Origin of the sequence: uncultured Leptotrichia sp., from assembly GCF_938036635.1 — a bacterium.
Lineage (GTDB): Bacteria > Fusobacteriota > Fusobacteriia > Fusobacteriales > Leptotrichiaceae > Leptotrichia > Leptotrichia hongkongensis.
Genome location: NZ_CALHQO010000368.1, coordinates 1 through 2346, shown reverse-complemented (window position 1 = coordinate 2346; position 2346 = coordinate 1). Strand labels below are relative to the sequence as shown.

Sequence of the window (2346 nt, the reverse complement as noted above, 5' to 3'; positions counted from 1 at the left end):
TATATAAAGTTGAAACCATTTCATTTCCTCTATCTACTGCTAAGAAGTATTGGGTCAAGTCATTTGTTCCGATTGAGAAAAAGTCAACTTCTTTTGCAAATTTATAAGCAACAATAGCTGTTGAAGGAGTTTCAACCATTATTCCTACTTTTATATTTCTATCATAAATTTTTCCAATTTCATCAAGTTCTCTTTTACATTCTTCCAAAATAGCATTTGCTTTTCTGATTTCATTAACTGAACTTATCATTGGATACATAATTTTAATTTGTCCATATTGAGAAGCTCTCAAAATAGCTCTTAATTGAGTTTTGAACATATCTTTATTTTCTAACGAAATTCTGATTGCTCTATATCCTAAAAACGGATTTAATTCTTTTGGCAAGTCTAAATAAGGTAATTCTTTATCTCCACCAATATCCATTGTTCTTATTGTTACAGGTTTTCCTTGCATTTTTTCAGCAACTACTCTATATGCACGATATTGTTCTTCTTCTGTTGGGAAATGATCAGAGTTCATAAATAAGAATTCTGTTCTATACAATCCAATTCCTGTAGCTCCTGATTCAATTACAGCGTCAACATCATTAGGGCTACCAATATTCCCCCAAATATCAACTTTTCTACCATCAAGAGTTACTGCATCTTCATGAATTAATTTTTTCAATTCCTCTTTTTCTTTTCTCAATTCTTCTTGTTTTTTGATATAGTCCTTTACTAAATCTTCTGTTGGATTCAAGTATAATTCACCTGTTTCTCCATCCATAACAACAACTTCTCCATCTTTAACTTCACTAAGAATCCCTTTTACTCCAACTACTGCTGGTAATTCAAGTGATCTTGCCATAATCGCAGAGTGAGCTGTTTTCCCTCCAATTTCTGTAATAAATCCTATGCAGTTTTCTAAATCTAATTGAGCTGTGTCAGATGGTGTCAAATCCTCTGTTACAACTATTGTTCCTGGCTCTAAATTACTTAGGTCATGTATTTTCATTCCCAACAAGTTTTTAAGCCATCTTTTACCAATATCTTGTAAATCAGCAGCTCTTTCTCTTAAATACGGATCATCCAATTTTGAAATCATATCACAATATTCATTAATTCCATCATGCAGCGCTTTTGCAGCAGGAAGACCTTCCCCTTTAATCTTATCCTCAACTTCCATAATTAAATCTTCATCTTCAAGAAGCATAATATGACCATCGAAAATTGCTGCTTTATCTTCTCCCATTTTTTCCTTTACTTTTTCTCTAATTGCGATTAATTGTATTTTAGATTGTTTCAATCCATCTCTCAATTTCGCTAATTCAGCCTCAATTGTTGAATTCTCAGCTTTAGTTTCTGGGATAACAATTTCCTCTGCGATAAAAAGTAATACTTTACCTATAGATACTCCTTCTGAAGCACCAATTCCTGTCATTCGTTTCATTTTTTTCTCCTCTATATATAATTTTTTTTATTACAAACAAATTTAAAGTGGCTTCTCATATATTTTTTTATATTTGAAATATTTCATAACTAATAATATTTACTTCGATTAGCCTTTATATGATCCCTCAATATCTTAACAATTTCACCTTTTCCAAATTTTGTTGCCATATCCATCGGAGTTCCTCCATGTTTATCAGTAATTGTAGGATTTGCACCGTATTGCAACAGCATTTTTACAATTTTTGCATTTGCTTTCAATGTCGCATCCTCAAGCGGAGTCCATCCATCAATAGTACTTCCAATATTTACAAGTCTTGAATCTTTTTTTAACAAAGTTTCCACAGCCTCTTCATTTTCATAGTATGCAGCTGTTCCAAGAGTTGTTCTGTTAAAAATTGGATGTGTTTCATAAAGATTCGCACCATTTTCTATCAGAAGTTTTAAAATTTCCTGATTCTTTGCTTCAATAGCGACAATAATTGGAGTATACCCATCCTGACTCTTTGCATTGACATCAATCAGTTTTCCTCCACCTTCAAATAATAATGATTCATCTATATTAACTCCATATACTCCCACAGGCCTATTTACAATCTCATCTGCTACTCTTTTACGATTTGCAATATTTCTTTCTGTTGCAAGAAAAAACTGTACATATTTATTATTATGCCCACGTATAGCATCAAGAACTGATTTTAGATGTCTTTCTTTTTCATCTGCCTCCCTTTTTTTTGTCACAAGATTTTCTCCAGTATTGTATTTAAAATTTAAAGGAAACATTATGTGACTGAAAGTTACCAAAATCATAATAAAAATCATTTTATTTTTTTTAAATAAAAAAAACTTTTTCACTTTTATACCTCACTAATAATATTATACCATATCATTTAAAAAGTGCAAACACTTTTTCCTGCT

General features: G+C 31.2%; 2 protein-coding genes. Both read right to left on the bottom strand.

The window, feature by feature from the left end:
• On the bottom strand, positions 1 to 1429 hold a 1429-nt coding region (gene ptsP, locus Q0370_RS07340), incomplete at its 3' end, for a phosphoenolpyruvate--protein phosphotransferase (protein ID WP_299574041.1).
• Positions 1430 to 1518: 89 nt separating this feature from the next.
• The gene (locus Q0370_RS07335; RefSeq protein WP_299574040.1) at positions 1519 to 2169 is read right to left on the bottom strand and encodes an ankyrin repeat domain-containing protein; all 651 of its coding nucleotides are present in this window, start codon (positions 2167 to 2169) and stop codon (positions 1519 to 1521) included.
• Positions 2170 to 2346 lie beyond the last annotated feature (177 nt).